A 20,504-nucleotide genomic window follows, 5' to 3' on the forward strand; every position below is an offset into this window, starting at 1 on the left:
CGATGCCCGATGCCCGATGCCCGATGCCCGATGCCCGATTAAGACCATATTTTAACATATTTTTACTACTCCTTGTAGCTAATTTGATTAACTTTTTAAGAAAATACAATATATTAGCTTTTATATATAGATATCTAATGCAACTTTTTTGTGCGTGATAATGTCAATAATGCGGTTCAATCGTAAGATAGAATATAAAAATTGTAATGTGTATTTATGTTAATTTTTGTTAATAATCATCAATAGCAACGTTATAAATGCATCTTAAGTCTACAATTTAATGACGAATACCTACTAGTATTAACCATTAACTTAATCAATGAATCTTTTGCATAATTATCATAGTATTTTATGGTTACCGCGATGATTATCCACCAGTGAAAAGGTCATATGCTACCTTAATTTGTTGCGTAATATATTCTAATTAATTGATTATTTTTAAGTGGACGCGTAAGTTATAACTATTTTTGCAACAAAATTGATAAGTATCAGAAAAAGTACAATGTTGCCCACTATTTCTGTGTAAGAAACTCTCTTTATACTATGAATTGCTGATCATAGTATAAAGAAAGATAGACTAAATTATCTGACGTTTATACAGCCTTAATCCAGACGTTAGCGTTTAGAGTTCGATGACAAATTTTATAAACCACCTATACGGCGTTAATCAAACGTCATTAATTTAGGTGGTAAATTGGGCATTTCTAAACCACCTATACGGCGTTAATCATATTCAATCCGCATATACATTGGCAACGTTATTTCTAAACCACCTATACGGCGTTAATCTAGAACCAGACATACTATAACGCCTGTCTGATAAAAGACAAACTACATTTTTCTTGCTAAAAACCCTTTTTTTGAGCTTGCTTTTAATACATTGATTTTATTTAATTTAAATTTAAGGTAAAAAAAAGGGTTAAACATAACGATTTTTTTGCGTGTTAATTTAGTCAAAAAATACCAAGGATCGGTTCATTTTTATCGGTGATTTCAAGTTAGTTATTGAATTTGTGTATGAGCTTTTTAAAAAGAACAGATATGATCTCAAATCATCTGGATAATAGTTAAAACCGAGATAGATCTTAATATAACAAAATTAAATATTACTCATATGTTACTGTGAAAATAGTTTTATCACTCTCTAAGTTTAGATAAGGGAATCATCGGATTCCCTTAATTAGACGGCTAACAGCATAATCAACATTACCGAATTAGCTACGTTTACGGTTCATTATAAAAATCAATTAATTAACAAATATTGGCTTTTTTATGATAACGCCATAATATTAATCAAGTTTTGGATGTTGATCGACTAAATCTTGTCGTTGTTCTTGTAATGATTCAATTTGCTCATCAATATCTTCAACTTTTTGTTCAATTGAATCAAAATGTTCTGTTAGAATTTCGTTTGCTTCAGACTTGTCAGATGCCGCTGGGGTTGCACCTCTTAAAGGTTGGTTAGCAGTTTCATTCATTTTGAAACCAGTGATTAATCCTATTAATGCGACCACCATTAAATAGTAAGCTGGCATATATAAATTACCACTCTCTTCAACAAGCCAAGCGGCAGCAGTTGGTGTCGCACCAGCGATCAGTACCGAGATATTAAATGAAATAGCAAGGGCACTGTAGCGAATACTCGTTGGAAAAATAGCAGGTAAAATTGATGCCATCACACCCGTAAAACAATTAAGCAGTACAGCTAATATTAATAAACCTAAGAAGATAAGACCAATAACATCGCTATTGATCATCGCAAAAGCGGGGTAAGAAAGAACCAGTAATCCTAGACTACCACCAACAATAAAGGGTTTTCGACCAATTTTATCACTAATCAAACCAATCACAGGCTGCACAAATAACATGCCAATCATGATAGCAATAATAATTAAAACACCATGATCGGTAGGATAATTCAGATTATGTGATAAATAACTCGGCATATAAGTCAGTAACATGTAATAAGTGACATTGGTGACAATAACTAAGCCAACACAAACCAATAAGCTTTTCCAATATTTGCTGAAAATTTGTTTAAATGACAGAGTCGTTGAGGTATCACTATCGCTATTTTGCTGACTATTGGTTGAATCTGTATGCTGTTGAAATGCTGGGGTTTCTTCTAATGCATGCCGTAAATAAAGACCGATTATACCTAAGGGTAAAGCAAAGATGAATGGAATGCGCCATCCCCATTGATGAAATCTTGCTTCGCCAAGTAATGTAGAAAGAAGCACAACTAATCCAGCCCCAACTAAAAAGCCGGCAATCGAGCCAAAATCAAGCCAGCTACCCATAAATCCACGTTTGCGGTCCGGTGAATACTCAGCAACAAAAATAGCAGCCCCTGAATACTCTCCCCCGATAGAAAATCCTTGGGCTAATTTGGCCACTAATAATAAAATGGGCGCAGCTATGCCGATAGAGGCGTAAGAAGGAATTAATCCAATACAAAAGGTACTTAAAGACATGATAATAATGGTAACAGAAAGGATTTTTTGTCGACCCAATTTATCACCTAAAACACCAAATACTAATCCGCCTAATGGACGAACTAAAAACGGCACCGAAAAAGTTGCCAAAGCAGCAACAACTTGAATACTCGGTGATGCATCCGGAAAAAATACTTGACCTAAAACATAAGCCAAAAAGCCATAAACGCCAAAATCAAACCATTCCATCGCATTACCGAGTGCTGCTGCAATTATGGCTTTTTTTAACTTACTATCATCGATGATAGTAATATCGTTAATATTTAGAGGTTTACTTGTCGATTTTGATATTTGCTTCATAAAATACACCTATTGAATACTAATAAAATGATATTAAAAATGCAATTAAGCAAAGTGATTAATATCGATTTAATGACCAATTAAACTCGAGTTCAAAATATGTATTGACTTAAATGTAGAACAAAATCTTGTAAAGACAAAAGAAGGTACTTGATAATAATTATAAAACGAATATTTTATTGATTACGCTAAAGCTAATTCACTGACAACAACATCCATCTATCTAGTGGAAATTGCAGACTAATTATAACAACATCATTAATTTTTGCAAAATCCACCATAAATCAAATTCGATTTTTAAGCAGTATATTCATCTTACACGCTAATTATTTATCCTGCAGATAATTAACAATTACTCAGCCAAATGATCTCGATCACTGCCATAAAATAAAAAGTGTGCCATGTTCAATGGTGAAATGATAATACTAAAACTGCTACATAAATCACTATTATGGCGTAATGATGTTGTGCTAAGCTAATTAACCAACTAATTATTCTAAATATTTTTAATGCTAACCCGTTGCGATAAATCACAGAATGAAATAATAAAATGGTAAATAATTCACTCATCGCTCTACCATCTTTTAATAAAACTGATGAGTGTTGTCAGTAATCTAAATAAAAGCTTGCTGAGAGAGTTGAGTGGTGAATTGAGTTACCATGATCTAATATGCTCACAACGAAAAAGATGGGAAAAATATTAACTAGTGATTAAAGATAATAATAATCATTAGGTTATAATTAAGCAACGTTGAATTTTATCAATTTAAGATGATAATCATCACTGAACCTAGCATCCCAGTAAGTTATCCATTACAATAATCTAACTATAACTGATGAGGTACCCCTATGCGCTGGAGAGACCAAAGAGAGAGTGATAATATTGAAGATCGCCGCTCACAATCAGGAAGTGAATTGGGAACAAGGATCCCAATTAAAGGCAAAGGGAAAGTTATTTTATTTTTAGTGGTATTAATTGCTGGCTATTATGGTGTGGATCTAACGAGTTTACTTAATAGTAATTTGATTGATTCAAGTAATACTGAGCAAACAATTACTCAATATAATGACGAAGATCCCGATGCAGCAAAATTTACCTCGGTTATTTTAGCCAGTACCGAGGATTACTGGAGCCAACAGTTTACAGCTTTAGGTAAAACCTATATCCCCCCCAAATTGGTTCTTTATACCGGCTCAACTCAAACTTCATGCGGAACTGGGCAAACCTTTATGGGACCTTTTTACTGTAGCATAGATAAAACCGTCTATTTAGACACCTCCTTTTATCAAGAAATGAAGCAGCGCCTTGGTGGCGGCGGTGACTTTGCCCAAGGTTATGTCATTGCTCACGAAATAGGTCATCATGTACAAAATTTATTAGGTACGTTTAATAACATTGAGCAGCTCAAACAAACTCAACCAGATATTAATAGCAACCAGTTATCGGTAAAATTAGAATTACAAGCAGATTGTTATGCCGGTTTATGGGGTAATGCTATGCAAAAACAAAATATTCTTGAAGTGGGTGATATCGAACAAGCCTTAAACACAACACAAGCCATAGGCGATGATCGCTTACAACGGCAAAGTAATGGTTATGTTATGCCTGATAGTTTTACCCACGGCACATCCAAACAACGTTATACTTGGTTTAAAAGAGGATTCGACAGTGGATCTATTAATCAATGTAATACCTTTGATCAATAAGTAAATAGCAAAAGGAAGTGATATGTTTGATAAATTAGTAAACCGCGTCTTATTAGTTAATGATGACGGCATCGATGCTCCCGGCATTAAAATATTAGAAAATGTTGCCCAAAAAATTGCACATGAAGTATGGGTCGTTGCACCAATTATCGATCAGAGTGGGGTTTCGTGTTCAGTTAGTTTAAAAACCCCTTTTCGCGTAACCCAGCGAGATGAAAAAAGATATGCTGTTTATGGCACCCCCGCTGATTGTATGTTATTTGCAATCAAACATTTAATGGTCGATAACTTACCTGATCTGGTTTTATCTGGAATAAATAGTGGTTCTAATGTGGGGTTTGAAACCATTTTGTCTGGAACCGTAGGTGCGGCAATAATGGCAATGACACTTGGTATACCAGCCATGGCTTTTAGTCAAGTGAACACAGAAGACATGCAGCCAACCAATTGGGATTGTGCAACTCATCATGCTCAAGAGGTTATAAAAAAACTCTATACATTAAATGTACCTGACAACATCTGCTTTAATATTAACTTTCCATGTTGCTCGGCCAAAGAAACTAAAGGAATGAGAGTAACCAAACAAGGAGAAAGTGATGCCAGCCAATTAGTCCTAACGCCAACTAAAGATCCTGAAGGACATGATTATTATTGGTTTAGAGCGAAACGTAATCAACAAATATTAGGAAAAGACAAAGAGCTTGATGCAGCTAACAACAATTACATAACCATTACACCTATGGGCTATGAAAGAACTCACTATGCAATTTATGAAAAATTAAAACAACAAATCAATACCAATGAATAAATAGCTATGTCTTCCTAATCTTAGGAAGACGCTCATTTTAATAAGCTATTATTAATGATTTTATTAGTCCTTTTTTACCAATGCACAAAACACTAATGAAATAAAAACCATCGCGAATGCAATCCAATAAATTATTTCGTGCCCATAAGATTCAGAAATGAAACCTTGAATCACGCCGGCTAAAATGATACTGCAAATAATGCCGTTATTAAATAAAGTTGATGCAACGCCCATTCTAGTCGGCAATAAATCTTGAAAATAGATAATACCAATATTAGCCACAATGCCAATAAAAAGGGCGTTAAACAACTGCAAAGCAAATAACGCAAATTGGCTGGTACACAAAATCATCCCAATATAAAATAGCAAACCACAAATTATAGCGATAAAAAATAAATTTCGTTTACCAATGGTAGGGACCAAAAATCCCGCTATCAACATAACTGGAATTTCGATGCCTGCCGCCAAGCCCATTAAATGACCGGGTAAAGATTCATATAAGTGTAATACAGAACTGACATACAATGGCATATCAATGATATACATCATATTGGCGGTCCACATGAATATCGTTGAAAGCAGTAAGAAAACCACATTTCGATTTTTATATATTGGTTGGTTAGCAGCCGCTAAATCAATAGTATTATCTGAATGTGAAATAGGATTTTTTTCCACAGAAGGTAAAAAGATTGCAACAAATAAGATCGCAACCATAAACATGCCTACTGCACATAAATACATCGAGGTAAAACCAAAACTAGTGGCTAAAGTAAAAGACAACGGTGGACCAATCACCCACGCTAAAGAGAGCTGGGCACGAATCAATGAATTAAATGCCACAACATTGCGCCCTGTCTTAACCGCATATTCCCGTGCTAAAGCAAAAATTTGTGGCATGGCTGCGGACGCTAACGCGGCGAAAAAAACACCCAATGTAATGAGAACATAATAGTGACGTGAAAAAGCGAAAATTAAACTATTGGCAACACCCATTAAACAACAAAATATGACAATATTACGTCTATCACCTTTTTTATCTGAATATTTAGCTAATAAAAAGCTACCAATAATACATCCAAATGCATTGATCGAGAAAAAAAGCCCAACTAAACTAGGTTCAACATTAACTTCTTTTGATAAAAATAGACTTAACGTTGGTGACTGTAAGGCTCCTGCAATACCAATAATAAAGGTATTGAATAAAAAAGCCGCAAAAATCACACTTGAACGTCGACGAAGCGAGTAAAAATTAGTCATATATGCTCTCAATCATTGAAATGAGCATGATTATATACTCAAAACTGTTGCTAATGTATAAAAAATCAAACTTTAATCTAGCTACCTAAAATAGATTCTTAGCGTTTTTTCTAATATTTAAGTTAGCTGGTAACACCACATTTTCAATATAATTTTATGAAAAACCTGATTAAGATCGGTCTGATTAAATAAAAAATGATTTATTTTTATTCAATTGAGAGTACAATCAGAATCATCAATAAAATGAGGTAACGTTATGTTATATAATAACAAATCTGAAAATAGTCACCCTATTCATCAAAATGATTGCCATGATGATTGTCAAAATATTGCGCACAACCATGATCATGATTCTCATCATTCACATGAAAATCATCAAGCTATTGACTGCTGCGAAAATCAAAATAGCTGCAAAACTCAAGCCAATGAATATGATGAACCGACAGACGATCCCGAGCGGCAAGGGGAACACATTAAGTTAACTTGGACAATTCAAGGAATGGACTGCGCACATTGTGCTCAAAAAATCGAAAATGGTGTTAAAACGTTACCTAATGTTAGTCAAACAAAAATTATCTTTTCCACAGAAAAACTTATTGTATTTGTACCTCAAAAAAATGAACAGATTGTAAAACTTATCGAAGATAAAGTGACTGAATTAGGCTATACACCCATTTTTGAATCCTCACCAGAACAATCAGTTCAACATCAACATTCAAGTATTTTGAATAAAAAAGAGTTAATCCCATTAGCACTATTAGGGACTTTAATTGTTGTCAGCTATATTTTACTGTTAGTAAATCATCAAGTCGGACAATATGCATTTATTATAACGGCCATTATTGGTTTACTACCGATTCTAAAAGAAGCCATCGTTTTAACACGTAGTGGAACACCATTTGCGATTGAGTCGTTAATGAGTATTTCGGCCATTGGCGCACTTTTTATCGGCGCAGCTGAAGAAGCAACCATGGTCATATTTCTGTTCATGATTGGTGAAATGCTTGAAGGCGTTGCAAGCAATAAAGCTAAAAAAGGCATTTCATCGCTAGTCCAACTTATGCCAGAAGAGACAATCATTATTATTGATGGAAAACGAAAAACAGTCGCAAGTCATACCCTAAAACCGAATGATATTATTGAAATATCATCGGGTGGAAGACTACCGGCTGATGTTATTTTGATTAGTGAACAAGCCAATATTGATGAAAGTGCACTAACCGGAGAATCAATACCCGTCAATTATCTTTGCGGCGATAAAATTTTAGCAGGATCATTGGTCGTCGATAATACCGTACAACTAAAAGTTATTTCTGAAACAGGACAAAATGCCGTTGATCGTATTTTACAATTAATAGAAGATGCTGAAGATCGCAAAGCATCAATCGAACGCTTTATTGACAAATTTAGCCGTTACTATACGCCATCTATCGCCTTATTCGCATTTTTAGTCATATTCATCCCACCATTGATGATGGGCGCCGACTGGTATACTTGGATCTACCGTGGACTTACACTATTGCTTATTGGTTGTCCTTGTGCCTTAGTGATATCAACCCCTGCCGTTATTACCTCGGCCCTTTCTTGTGCGGCTAAACAAGGCGTTTTAATCAAAGGCGGTGCGGCACTTGAACATATTGGATCAATCAAAACGATTGCTTTTGATAAAACCGGAACCTTAACCCAAGGCAAACCGCAAATTACAGATATTATTGATGGTGACAAATCTACCAACGATTTACTTGCTATCGCCGCAGCCATCGAAAGTGGTTCGCATCACCCACTGGCGAAAGCCATTGTTGAATATACTCAACAGCTGCAAATTCAATTCAAAGAAGCAGATAACCGTAAAGCGATCGCCGGTGTTGGTATTCAAGGTCAAATTGGTCAAGAACTAATTTATATTGTTTCGCCCAATAAAATAACGACAGTATCAAATGCTATCACTGATCAAAATAAGCAGATCATTAATCAATTAGAAAACGCCGGAAAAACGGTAGTTGCTGTAGTCACAAGTGATAAATTATTAGGTATTATTGCTTTACAAGATGTGTTACGTAATGATGCCATTTCTGCAATTAATGAATTACAACAATTGGGGTTAAAAACCTTAATGCTCACCGGTGATAATCAACGAGCAGCTAAAGCCATTGCAGGACAACTTAATATGGATTACTTAGCAGAATTATTACCTGCCGACAAATTAACTGAAATTGAAAAAATTGGTCAAGATTCTGCAATTGCCATGGTGGGAGACGGTATCAACGATTCACCAGCAATGAAGGCTGCAACAGTTGGCATTGCAATGGGCAGTGGCAGTGATGTTGCACTTGAAACGGCAGATGCAGCATTAACCAAAAATAGTTTATTAAGCTTACCTAAATTAATTCGCTTAACGCGTTTTGCTAACAAAAATATTAAACAAAATATTACCATTGCATTGGGTATAAAACTGATATTTTTGGTAACAAGTTTACTGGGTTATACAGGGCTTTGGTTAGCGGTATTAGCTGATTCAGGTACGACGGCAATTGTGACCGCTAATGCATTGCGAGTGTTAAGATTTAAAAAATAAGGATTAGGATTTAATACTTAATCACATTAATTAAAAACCTATTGACTTAGATACAATAGGTTTTAATTTTGTGTTACATTTCATCACTTCTTAGCGATATTTCGCCGCCGATGTAAGTCATGATTTTGCCATCTTGTTCAAGTTTTAATGCCCCTTGATCAGTAATTCCTTTAGCAATACCGCGTATAATATTGTCACCGATCAATAATTTTACTGGACGGTTAGCAAAATTGTCGAGCCGATCCCAATCTTTTATAAACGGCGCTAACCCTTGCTGCTCAAACTGAATCAATTTAGTTTTTAACGTTTTCGCAATTTGAGCAACCAATAAATTACGATCAAAATTACCTAAATTAGCCCATTTTTGATTAACAATGTTAACATCGGGATTGGTCATATTTAAATTAACACCCACGCCAATAACCACATGCGCACTATCGCCGGTTTTACTCGCAAGCTCAACTAAAATGCCTGCTAATTTTTGATCTTTAAGATAAAGATCGTTTGGCCATTTTACTCTCACATCTTGCCCAGATATTGATCTTAATGTATCGGCAATAACAATCCCAACAACTAAACTTAATCCCATAGCAGCAGCAATACCTTGCTCCAATCTCCAATACATTGAAAAATAGAGATTTGTTCCAAAAGGCGCAAACCATTTACGCCCCCGCCGCCCTCTTGCTTGAGTTTGAAATTCAGCGGCACAACCATCACCTGATTTTAACGTTGTAATACGATCAAGGAGGTATTGATTAGTTGAATCAATGATAGGTAAAACTTCAACAGCACTATCTGCTCCATAATACTTATCGATTTTCTCTTTTTTCAAAAGTTCGATAGGCGCAGCCAAGCAATAACCTTTTCCTTGAACAGAAAATAGCTCAATTCCCCATTCGCGCAGAATTTTAATATATTTGTTAATCCCTGCTCGGGTGATACCAAAATACGAAGCTAATTCTTCTCCCGAATGAAACTCACCATCAGCTAATATTTCGATCAATTTAAGCGGATTTTGGTTATTACGCATTAGTGCCTCGCTTGATTAATAATAAAATAAAAAAATAGATTGAAACTACTGTAAAACTCACAAATAGATAACTATTACTTGTTTTATCCATAATAAATGCTATTACAGCAGGTGCAACAAGACTACCTAACGTATTGGTCAATAGCATAGCTTGATTCATAGCAACAATGTCTTGCTTTCTTACACACGAGCAAGCCCATGCCATTGAAATCGGGTAAATGGTATAAATTGTTGCACCTAATAAAATAATGGCAACAATATCAAATAAATTAAATACCAACATTAGGCAAGCTATTATCATTAGAAACGATTCAACCAGTAAAACAAGACGACGACCATATTTATCAGCACACCAGTTAGCCGGCATTTGTGCAACAACGCCAGATAAAATAAGAAGAATCATCCAATTGGCAACTTCATTATCACTGTAACCTAAATGGGAATAATAAGCTGGCATCAGTGAATATAAAGAACCAATTAACATACCGGCAATAACGCACCCCACTAACCCGAGTCGAGAGGGTTTATTTACAATCATAGGTACAATATTAAAACTACTGTTTTTTCGTTTAGGCAGTTTATAGTGGGTCAGTAATATAAATAAACTCGCTAGTCCCATCAAGACTGCCACTACAAGGCCAAAATACAGCACATTTTGTGGAAAATACTGTAATAGTGCTTGCCCTAAAACGGTGCCTAAATAGTAGGTTGTTAAATAAACCGCTAGCATTTTACCCCGTGTTCTAACGGTGCCTGTGACAAGTATACAACTTTCAATAACCACCCAAGTTACAGCACAAGCAATACCAATTAAAAATCGCCAAATTGCCCAGCTATAAAAATCTATTGAAAAACTCAAACCTATGGTTGCAATGGCAAAAATAATACAACTATAGGTATAGGTATACCTAGCGTTAAATCGGTTAATAAACCAATTCGCCATAATCGTCCCAATTAAGTTGCCAGTAAAATAACTTGAGCCCACTAAGCCGATTTGACCAAGTGAAAACTGGTGCCCAACTAACCACAGCGGCACTTGTGTATTTAACGCCGACAACGAAATAGTCACAAATAACAAACTTGTTAATAAAATAGGAAAAGAATAAGAGTGTTTCATGAATAATTAATTATAAAAATTTATCTACATTAATTTCACCAGTACGGCCAATAAAACGAATTTCAGGTGATAAAGTCACTGAAAATTTTTCCAATACTGCATTTTTGACATAACGCGCCAACGCCACAACATCTTGCGCTGTTGCATTATTTTTATTGACCAATACTAATGCCTGTTGTTGATGTACTGCTGCTCCACCAATTTGAAAACCTTTAAGACCACATTGATCGATTAACCATCCAGCGGCTAATTTGACTTGATTGTCAACTTGTGGATATATAGGCATTGCTGGGTAAATTTCAAGTAATTTATCGGCAACAATTTTATCGACAACGGGATTTTTAAAAAAGCTTCCACCATTACCTAAAATTTTAGGATCGGGTAATTTACTGTGTCGAATCTCACAAACTTTATCAAAAATTATTTTGGAGGTGACCGTTTGGGGATCAAAGTTTTTTAATTCACCATACGTTAATACTGGTTGCCACTGTTTTGATAATCTAATGCCTACATATATAACAGCATAGCCATTGCTATAACGGCGCTTAAAAATACTTTCACGATAACCATATTGACCATCAGTAACAGTAATAATTTTACCTGTCGCAAGTTCAAGTAACTGCACATAATCAGCCACTTTTTGAAACTCAATGCCATAAGCACCAATATTTTGGATTGGCGCCGATCCAACACACCCAGGAATTAAAGCAAGATTTTCTAATCCTGCTAACTGTTTTTCTACTGTCGTTGACACCAAATCATGCCAGATTTCACCAGCGCCAACGTTTAAAAGCCAAGACTCTTGTGTTTCAGTAATCGTGATGCCTTTAATACGATTGACAACCACAATACCGTCATAATCAGCGGTAAACAGTGTATTGCTCCCTTCACCGATGATCATAATGGGCTGATTTTCTTGATTTTGATCCCAAACTTGTTGTAATTGCTCAACGGTTGAAACGGTAACGACACTTCGAGCATAAACCGTCAGCCCAAAGGTATTTGGAATTTTTTGTTTCATCACTCACTACCTTTAATCTCTTTATAGAGATGTGCTAATTAAAATTAACCTGCATCATAATTGAATTAAGAGCGTTTTTATTATTTGATTAATTAACTTTAAGATTTTTAGTCTATATACGCTTTTTATTCGAAATAAGCTCAGCATTTAAATATCGGCAAAGCATTGTGTAATGCATTATATTTTGCATAAAAATGATTATTTTACCACAACGATAAATGATGTTTTATTAATTATTCAAACGCTGATAAATAAGTGAATTAAAGTAAAATACATTCAATAGGTTATAGTGCATTTAAAACGCGTTGTGCTAAGTTACCTGTCGACTAAAAAAATAAGAATAACTGACCAATTTTGAATAAATAATCGACTAAACTGATGGTTTGATCTTTTTTGTTTTCATTTATCATGTATCATAACGAGCTAGCGATCTTTTTATAAATCGTAGTAAAATTCTAGCTTGAACGATTGAAACATAGCTATAATGATTTAAATCATATTTATATACTTAATAAATGAGCACATGATCACGGTTTTAGGGACTGTTATTCCTTATATTGTAGTGAAGTTAAGTTTATTAGAAGTCAGAGGAAATTATGAAAAGAGTTTTTATTATGATCCTTGATTCCTTCGGAATCGGCGGTGCAGAGGATGCAAAAAAATATGGGGATGAAGGTGCTAATACACTAGGTCATATTGCCGAAGCTTGTGCATTAGGTAAAGCAGATCACGGTCGCAAAGGTCCACTAAAATTACCAAACTTAGCTAAACTAGGGTTAATTGAAGCTGCATACGAATCAGCGGGAAGTTATCCGAAAGGCATGAAGACTGAAGGTAACATCATTGGTGCTTATGGTTATGCTAGCGAAATTTCTTCCGGTAAAGATACCCCGTCAGGACATTGGGAAATTGCCGGTGTGCCTGTATTATTTGATTGGGGCTATTTTACTAACACCACAAATAGTTTCCCCCAAGAATTGTTAGATAAAATTGTTGCACGTGCTAAACTCCCAGGTTATTTGGGTAATTGTCACTCATCAGGTACGGTCATTCTTGATGAACTAGGTGAAAAGCACATGGCTAGCGGAAAACCAATTTTTTATACCTCAGCTGATTCAGTCTTTCAAATAGCTTGTCATGAAGAGACCTTTGGTTTAGATAGACTTTATGAAATATGCGAAATCGCACGTGATGAACTTAATAAAGGTGATTACAACATTGGGCGTGTTATAGCTCGCCCATTTATTGGTAAAAAAGCGGGTGAATTTGTTCGCACAGGTAACCGCCATGACTTAGCCGTTGAACCACCATCACCAACAATGATCAAAAAACTGGTTGATGAAAAACAGGGTACTGTAGTATCAATCGGTAAAATTGCCGATATTTATGCAGAGGTTGGCATCACTAAAAAAGTTAAAGCAACAGGCATTGAAGCATTATTTAATGCATCGTTAGAAGAGATCAAACAAGCTAAAGATAACACTATCGTGTTTACAAACTTTGTTGACTTCGACTCGTCATACGGTCATCGCCGGGATATTGCTGGTTACGCCGCAGCACTTGAATATTTTGATAGTCGACTACCTGAAATGCTAGCTTTAATTCAACCGGGAGACCTACTTATTATTAGTGCCGACCATGGTTGCGATCCAACTTGGGCAGGAACAGATCATACTCGTGAGCACATACCTGTTTTAGTGTATGGTGATAGTGTTCCAGTTGGTTCATTAGGTCATCGTAAAACCTTTGCAGACATCGGGCAAAGTGTTGCGGACTATTTTGATTTATCACCAATGGATTATGGTCAATCATTTATTAAAAAGTAACCATTTTATTTAAAGTAGGACAATTTTTTAGAAAAAGATATTCAGGAGATTTTGATGTCTACCCCACATATAAATGCTGATGATAATGCTTTTGCCGAAACAGTTTTAATGCCAGGCGATCCGCTTCGAGCAAAATTCATTGCAGAAACATTTTTAGAAAATGCAAAAGAAGTGACGAATGTCAGATCTATGCTAGGCTTTACCGGCGACTATAAAGGTAAAAAAGTTTCGGTTATGGGGCATGGAATGGGTATTCCATCATGTTCAATTTACGCAACAGAACTCATTAAGTTTTATGGTGTAAAAAATATTATCCGAATCGGTTCATGCGGTGCAATTAGCCCTAATGTGAATGTTGGTGATGTCATTGTAGGGATGGGAGCGTGTACTGATTCAAAAGTAAATCGTCAACGTTTTAAAGACAATGATTTTGCAGCCATTGCTGATTTCGATCTGACTTGTCATGCGGTTAATGCAGCAAAAAAATTAGGTGTCAATGTTAAAATTGGCAACTTATTTTCAGCAGATTTATTTTACAGCGTTGATGCTGAAATGTTTGATGTAATGGAAAAATACAACATTTTAGGTGTTGAAATGGAAGCGGCAGGTATTTACGGTGTCGCAGCTGAATATGGCGCCAAAGCCTTAGCTATTTGTACTGTATCAGATCATATTCGTAAAGGTGAAGCTATGTCGGCAGAACAACGACAGCTCGGCTTTAAAGAGATGATCACTGTTGCTTTAGAGTCGGTATTACTGAATTCAAATTAAATTAATGGCAGAATTTCTGCCATTTTTTTTGATCAATAATTTATGTAATAAACAGTGTTGGCATTGAAATAACTCAGTAACATTTCATTACTAACCTGTTTTAAGTTACCAAACTGCATAAGTTAATTGTCTGAAAGTTGAATACTTATCAGACGTAATAGTTAAAATTTGTTCATTAGTTTTAACAATAGGGTATAAAAGATCTCGCTTAATAAGGAATCGAAATGAATATCAAGGTACAACTTAAAGTCATATTTTTCTTACAATTCTTCATCTGGGGTAGTTGGCTTATTACTCTGGGTTCTTATATGATGGAGACACTAAAATTTAGTGGCACAACTGTAGGTTCAGTCTACGGCACAATGGGGATCGCTTCTCTATTTATGCCGGGCTTACTTGGTGTAGTAGCAGACAGATGGATACCGGCTAATCGCCTATTTATGCTTTGTCATTTAATTGGCGCAATTACACTATTTATTGCCGCATCAATCACATCTCCATTTATGATGGTGGCAGTCATGCTAATTCATTGCCTAGCGTTTATGCCTACAATAGCAATCTCAAACTCAATTTCGTACTCTTGTTTAGAATCAAAAAACCTTGATGTTATCAGCCAATTTCCTAGTATCCGAATCTTCGGCACCATTGGTTTTATTGTGGCAATGTGGTTAGTGAGTTTTTTAAAATTAGAACTGAGCAACATGCAACTTTATATAGCAGCAGCAAGTTCTATCTTACTTAGCCTGTATTCACTAAGCTTACCTGTCAGCGCAACAACTAAAAATGACAGTCAAGAAAAATCCTTGGTCAGTTCGTTAGGATTAGATGCATTTGTACTATTTAAACAACCAAGAATGGCAATATTTTTCATATTTGCTGTATTACTCGGTGGTATTTTACAAATCACCAATACGTTTGGTAACCCTTTCTTACGTTCATTTGCCGAGATTCCACAATATTCCGATAGCTTAGTGGTGCAATACCCATCAGTATTACTTTCCATTTCGCAAATTTCAGAAGTTGTATTTATCCTATTTGTCCCATTTTTTATGAAACGTTTAGGTATTAAATATGTCATGTTAATTAGTATGTTGGCATGGGTATTACGCTTTGGCTTATTTGCCTATGGTGATCCTTCTCCAGTTGGTTTTGTACTATTGCTATTATCAATGATTGTTTATGGTTGTGCATTTGATTTTTATAATATTTCAGGATCAATGTATGTTGAAAAATCAGTTTCACCAGCGATTCGTAATAGTGCACAAGGTCTATTTATGATTATGACTAATGGTCTTGGTGCTTATTTAGGTTCAACTATCAGCGGCATTGTTGTTGATCATTACACGACTGCTGGCATTATTGATTGGCGTACCATTTGGCTTATTTTTGCTGGTTACTCATTAATTCTTGCTATTATCTTTTTACTGATATTTAAAAACGATACAAGTAAATTAACCACAGCTAAAACAGTAAGTTAAATTACTATACCAACAATTAAGTTATCATTTTGTTAATGATTAATGGTAATACCTAGTAGAAATGCTAAATATTACCTTTATTCAATTAAAAAACAGCTTAATGATAACTTGATTGTGAAAATTCTATTTACACTATATTAAGGCAACAAATCAATTCGTTGCCTATTTATGACTCATAAATGGTTAGCCACCTCACAAAATTACTAAGAAGTCACATAAAATGTATGGAAATGTTGATCCTTATCAAGGTAGAATAAAGCAAACAATGTAGATAACTTAAGATTCACGAAAATGTTTTAAAAAACTGATTAATCATGATTCCAGCGCTCAATACGCTTAGTTAACAAGATAAAAGACTCGATGAATAAGCTAATAGTTCCAAAAGTAATATTACATGAACACGTAGAAGGTAGCATAACGCCTTTAATGGCTAAAACGTTAGCCGATAAAAATCATATGCCATTTTCCCCATCATTATGTTATTCATCTGGCGAATATGATAAAGATGCTTACCCTTACGGACGATACCGCTATGACGAAACTGATTTTGTTCAGTTTATTCAAACTTATGATACTGTTTCCAATTTTGTAAAAACGCCCGAAGATTATTACCTGATTACCTATGATTTTTTGTATCGAAACGCCAAACAGGGATTAATTTATTGCGAACTCTTTCTTTCGCCTTATCATATCTGCGCAACAGAAAGTGAGGGTGAAATCATTTGGGATCAAGATAAATTTCATCAAACATTACAACAAATGGATAACGCCATTATTGATGTACAAAAACAATTTAATATCACAGTAAGATACCATGTTATTGGTGTAAGACATCTTGGCGCTAAACTAGTTTACGATACGTTGCGATTTATTGAAAGGAATCCTCATCCATTTATCACCGGATTTAATATTGCTGGTAATGAAAAGTCAGGGCATTTTGATGATTTTGAAAAAGCTCATCAGCTCGCATCAAAATTAAACTTAAAAAAATCTTATCACGCTGGCGAAATTGAATCGGCTGAAAGTATCATTAATGCACTTAAACATGGAGCTAGCCGCATTGGGCACGGTATTCGCGCCATTGAAGATCAAAATTTAATTCATCAATTAGTGACTCAAAACGTCACGTTAGAAATAGCACTAACCAGTAATCGTATTTTAGTCAATGAATTACAAGGTGACCTTCACAATCACCCAATACGACAACTGTACGAAAATGGCGTTCGTATAACCCTTAATACCGATGATGCCGGCATTTTTGGTACAGATATTGAGAAGGAATATCAACTTGCCCAATCAATGTTTCATTTTTCAAGATTAGAATTACTCGATATCACCCTGTGTGGTATTGATGCCGCTTTTATTGAAGATTCAATCAAAACACAATTAACCGATTATGTTTTGTCATGCTTTACACTAGCCGATAAACAGGACCTGAAACAGGCCATTGCGTGTACAAACTATCATCCTGCAATTGTTGCAAGATTTACTCAGTACCAAAAATTATTATTGAAAACAAGTTAATGGATAACAAAGCCAGAGCAATAGGAGATCTACATGAAACAATACAAAATCACATTACCCCTTTTAACTCTATTAATTTCTGGCTCACTACAAGCAGCAACAGTTGATTTAAGAATTATCGAAACAAGTGATCTTCACGGTAATATGATGAATTATGATTACTTTAAAGATCAATATATTGATACTTTTGGGTTAGTAAAAACCGCTAACTTAATTCATCAAGCAAGACAAGAAGTCAAAAATAGCGTTTTGGTTGACAATGGTGACCTTATTCAAGGTAGCCCAATGGCCGATTATGCTAAAAATAAAGGGCTCAAACACGGTGAAATCCATCCAGTATATAAAGCATTAAACACCCTTAATTACACAGTTGGTAATATCGGCAATCACGAGTTTAATTTTGGTTTAGACTTTTTACAAAAAAGCTTATCGGGTGCTAAATTTCCTTATGTTAATGCTAATGTATATGATGCAAAAACCAATAAGCCTTTTTTCAAACCCTACATTATTGTTGATACCCCAGTAATGGATACTGATGGGCATAAACATACAATCAAAATTGGTTATATCGGCTTTGTCCCACCGCAAATCATGCAATGGGACAAACTAAATTTAGAAGGTAAAGTGGTTGTAAAAGATATTACCGAAACGGCTAAACACTTTGTGCCAGAGATGAAACAGCAAGGTGCAAAAGTGATTATAGCTATTGCACATTCTGGTGTATCAGCAGACCCGTATAAAGCCTTAGCCGAAAATTCTGTTTATTATTTAAGTCAAGTCGATGGTATCAATGCTATTATGTTTGGTCATTCGCATGGTGTTTTCCCGAGTGACGATTTTAAATCCTTACCTAATACCGATATTAAAACAGGCAATATCAATCATGTTCCTGCGGTCATGCCAGGCCAATGGGGTAGCCATTTAGGCATTGTTGATTTAGTACTCGATGGCAATAAGGATCATTGGCAAGTCACTTCAGGAAAATCCGAAGCTAGACCAATTTGTGACATCAAAAATAAAAAAGCACTGGTTGAGGCCGACCAAAATATTGCTAACGTATTGAAACAAGATCACCAAGCTACCCGTGAATTTGTCAGCAAACCAATTGGTAAAGTATCAACCGATATCAATAGTTATTTAGCATTGGTGGAAGATACCCCCGCTTTACAAATCATTAGTGATGCACAAATAGCTTACGTAAAACAGTTTGTTCAAGGCGATCCTGATCTGGATGGATTACCTATTTTATCAGCAATTGCACCCTTTAAAGCCGGTGGTCGAAAAAATGATCCTTCAGCTTATGTGGATGTAAAACAAGGTGATCTCACGTTTAGAAACGCAGCCGATATTTACTTGTATCCAAATATCTTATCTGCGGTAAAAATTACAGGTCAAGATGTCAAAGAGTGGCTGGAATGTTCAGCAGGAGTCTATAATCAAATTGACATACAGTCTGATAAACCGCAATACTTAATCAATTGGGAGCACTTTAGAACTTATAATTTTGATACCATTGATGGTGTGGATTATCAAATAGATGTAACACAACCCGCACGTTACGATGGCAATTGCCAATTGATCAACGCCAATGCTGAACGTATTAAAAATCTCACTTATCAGCAAAAACCAATCGATGTTAAACAGCCATTTTTAATAGCAACTAATAATTATCGGGCTTATACCGGTAATTTTCCTGGCACGGGCGGTAAAAATGTTAAATTCAATTCGCCTGACGATTTAAGAGTCATTCTTTCGGCATATATTACAAATACCACAAAAGAAAAAGGCGTGGTAAATGTTAACGCCGATAATAATTGGCAAATAGCGCCAATATCGAGTCAAACCAAATTAGATATCCGCTTTGAGTCTTCACCAAGTAACGAAGCAAAAGCGTATATTGAACACAATTCGCTTTATTCAATAAAATTTATCGATAAAGACAATTTAGGCTTTGGTGTATATCAACTAGACCTACAATCACCGGCAAAAAATCAATCCCAAATAACTAGTACAATTGAAACTAAAAAGGACTAACACCATGAAAATTGAAAAATTGATTGAACTTGCTAAAACTGCCCGTTCAAAAGCCTATGTTCCTTATTCTAAATTTCAGGTGGGTGCAGTACTTATCACCGAAGATGACGAAGCGATTTTAGGTTGTAATGTTGAAAACGCCTCTTATGGATTAGCTAACTGTGCAGAACGCACCGCCATTTTTAAGGCCGTGTCGGAAGGTAAACGAAAATTTAAAAAATTAGTGGTTATTGGTGATACAGATGGCCCTATTTCACCTTGTGGTGCTTGCCGCCAAGTGATTAGCGAATTTTGTGCTAAAGATATGCCCGTTATATTAACTAATATGCAGGGAAAAATTCAAGAAACCACCGTAGGTGAATTATTACCTTGGTCTTTTTCACCGAGTGATTTAGATTAAATCTTATTTAGTGAATAAGATTGATAATAAAATAATTTTAATAACCTAGCTATTATTAAAGTTATGTTAATTATGTCGACACTATTCGACAAATATAAAGTGACTCACTTTATATAAATTTAAACATACTAACTTAATTTATTGATATTAAGAGAGAAATT

14 protein-coding genes are annotated in these 20,504 nt (G+C 35.2%); 9 read left to right on the plus strand and 5 right to left on the minus strand.

From position 1 onward, the window contains the following. Positions 1 to 1,289 precede the first annotated feature (1,289 nt). Positions 1,290 to 2,795, minus strand: coding sequence for a glycine betaine/L-proline transporter ProP (gene proP, locus J3U66_RS10475; protein WP_267343475.1), 1,506 nt, complete (start codon positions 2,793 to 2,795; stop codon positions 1,290 to 1,292). 849 nt (positions 2,796 to 3,644) lie between these two features. Here proP and J3U66_RS10480 point away from each other — a divergent pair. Both J3U66_RS10480 and surE read left to right on the plus strand, forming a co-directional pair. After that, a complete protein-coding gene (locus tag J3U66_RS10480; protein ID WP_267348914.1) occupies positions 3,645 to 4,502 on the plus strand; it encodes a neutral zinc metallopeptidase in 858 nt (285 codons plus the stop codon). 22 nt (positions 4,503 to 4,524) lie between these two features. Beyond that, positions 4,525 to 5,310, plus strand: coding sequence for a 5'/3'-nucleotidase SurE (gene surE, locus J3U66_RS10485; RefSeq protein WP_267348916.1), 786 nt, complete (start codon positions 4,525 to 4,527; stop codon positions 5,308 to 5,310). 63 nt (positions 5,311 to 5,373) lie between these two features. Here surE and J3U66_RS10490 read toward each other — a convergent pair whose 3' ends face one another. Next, on the minus strand, positions 5,374 to 6,567 hold the full coding sequence (locus tag J3U66_RS10490; protein WP_267333458.1) for an MFS transporter: 1,194 nt from the start codon (positions 6,565 to 6,567) through the stop codon (positions 5,374 to 5,376). A gap of 256 nt (positions 6,568 to 6,823) precedes the next feature. On the opposite strand from J3U66_RS10490, the gene J3U66_RS10495 reads away from it, so the two are divergent. Then, entirely contained in the window at positions 6,824 to 9,142 is a 2,319-nt protein-coding gene (locus J3U66_RS10495) for a zinc/cadmium/mercury/lead-transporting ATPase (RefSeq protein WP_267348918.1), read from the plus strand. A 73-nt stretch (positions 9,143 to 9,215) separates the two neighbouring features. Here the strand turns inward: J3U66_RS10495 and birA are convergent, their stop codons facing one another. The 3 genes from birA to murB are packed head-to-tail and all read right to left on the minus strand — an operon-like array spanning position 9,216 to position 12,310. Continuing rightward, positions 9,216 to 10,172, minus strand: a complete 957-nt coding sequence (gene birA / locus J3U66_RS10500; protein ID WP_267348920.1) for a bifunctional biotin--[acetyl-CoA-carboxylase] ligase/biotin operon repressor BirA — start codon at positions 10,170 to 10,172, stop codon at positions 9,216 to 9,218. Next, a complete protein-coding gene (locus J3U66_RS10505) occupies positions 10,165 to 11,289 on the minus strand; it encodes an MFS transporter (protein WP_267333455.1) in 1,125 nt (374 codons plus the stop codon). The genes birA and J3U66_RS10505 overlap by 8 nt, the downstream gene beginning before the upstream one ends. Positions 11,290 to 11,299: 10 nt before the next feature. After that, positions 11,300 to 12,310: a UDP-N-acetylmuramate dehydrogenase gene (gene murB, locus J3U66_RS10510; protein WP_267348922.1), complete on the minus strand. Its 1,011-nt coding sequence runs from the start codon at positions 12,308 to 12,310 to the stop codon at positions 11,300 to 11,302. 596 nt (positions 12,311 to 12,906) lie between these two features. Between murB and J3U66_RS10515 the strand changes: the two genes are divergently transcribed. The 6 genes from J3U66_RS10515 to J3U66_RS10540 all read left to right on the plus strand — a co-directional run bounded on the left by J3U66_RS10515 (position 12,907) and on the right by J3U66_RS10540 (position 20,343). Next, positions 12,907 to 14,136: a phosphopentomutase gene (locus J3U66_RS10515; RefSeq protein ID WP_267348923.1), complete on the plus strand. Its 1,230-nt coding sequence runs from the start codon at positions 12,907 to 12,909 to the stop codon at positions 14,134 to 14,136. A 54-nt stretch (positions 14,137 to 14,190) separates the two neighbouring features. Then, on the plus strand, positions 14,191 to 14,907 hold the full coding sequence (gene deoD / locus J3U66_RS10520; protein ID WP_267333452.1) for a purine-nucleoside phosphorylase: 717 nt from the start codon (positions 14,191 to 14,193) through the stop codon (positions 14,905 to 14,907). Between the two features lie 224 nt (positions 14,908 to 15,131). Then, the gene (locus J3U66_RS10525; protein WP_267333451.1) at positions 15,132 to 16,385 is read left to right on the plus strand and encodes a nucleoside permease; all 1,254 of its coding nucleotides are present in this window, start codon (positions 15,132 to 15,134) and stop codon (positions 16,383 to 16,385) included. Between the two features lie 360 nt (positions 16,386 to 16,745). Further along, positions 16,746 to 17,909, plus strand: a complete 1,164-nt coding sequence (add, locus tag J3U66_RS10530) for an adenosine deaminase (RefSeq protein ID WP_267348924.1) — start codon at positions 16,746 to 16,748, stop codon at positions 17,907 to 17,909. A 33-nt stretch (positions 17,910 to 17,942) separates the two neighbouring features. Beyond that, the gene (locus J3U66_RS10535; RefSeq protein WP_267348926.1) at positions 17,943 to 19,943 is read left to right on the plus strand and encodes a bifunctional 2',3'-cyclic-nucleotide 2'-phosphodiesterase/3'-nucleotidase; all 2,001 of its coding nucleotides are present in this window, start codon (positions 17,943 to 17,945) and stop codon (positions 19,941 to 19,943) included. Between the two features lie 4 nt (positions 19,944 to 19,947). After that, positions 19,948 to 20,343 carry a cytidine deaminase gene (locus J3U66_RS10540; protein WP_065568119.1) on the plus strand — a complete coding sequence of 132 codons (396 nt, stop codon included), beginning with the start codon at positions 19,948 to 19,950 and terminating at the stop codon, positions 20,341 to 20,343. Positions 20,344 to 20,504: the final 161 nt, after the last annotated feature.

This window comes from Gilliamella sp. B2969 (genome assembly GCF_026536195.1).
GTDB lineage: Bacteria > Pseudomonadota > Gammaproteobacteria > Enterobacterales > Orbaceae > Gilliamella.